The sequence below is a fragment of the Roseivivax halodurans JCM 10272 genome (assembly GCF_000521785.1).
Taxonomy (GTDB): Bacteria; Pseudomonadota; Alphaproteobacteria; order Rhodobacterales; family Rhodobacteraceae; genus Roseivivax; species Roseivivax halodurans.
Map to the genome: position 1 here is coordinate 1 of NZ_JALZ01000140.1, position 443 is coordinate 443.

General features: G+C 68.6%; 1 protein-coding gene. It reads right to left on the reverse strand.

Annotated elements, in window-relative coordinates; all coding sequences use genetic code 11:
* A partial coding sequence (locus tag OCH239_RS21515; protein WP_037267640.1) for an ATP-binding cassette domain-containing protein occupies positions 1-443 on the reverse strand: 443 nt, incomplete at both ends.

The following is a 443-nucleotide window of genomic DNA, read 5'->3' on the forward strand; positions in this document are numbered from 1 at the left end:
CTGACCGATCTGCCGCGCAGGCCGGCGTGGATGCCCTGCAGCTTGCCGATCACCGGCTCGCTCTTCTCGGCCTCGAAATAGAGCAGCGTCACCTCGCCGAGCGCCTCGGTGATGTCGACCTTGCCCTCGTAGATGTGCGCGCCCTCGGTCTCGGCGAAATCCTCGGGCCGCACGCCGACATTGACGCTCTTGCCCCTGTCCTCGGGCCGGGTCGGCACGGTCGAGACCGCCGTGCCGCCGCCGTGCATCCTGACCGTGGTGCGCTCGCCGGTCTCGACGATCTCGCCCGGCAGCAGGTTCATCGCCGGCGAGCCGATGAACTGCGCGACGAACTCGCTGTTGGGGGTCTGGTAGAGCTCGAGCGGCGTTCCGACCTGCGCGATACCCTTGTTGGCCAGCACCACGATCCGGCTCGCCAGCGTCATCGCCTCGACCTGGTCGTG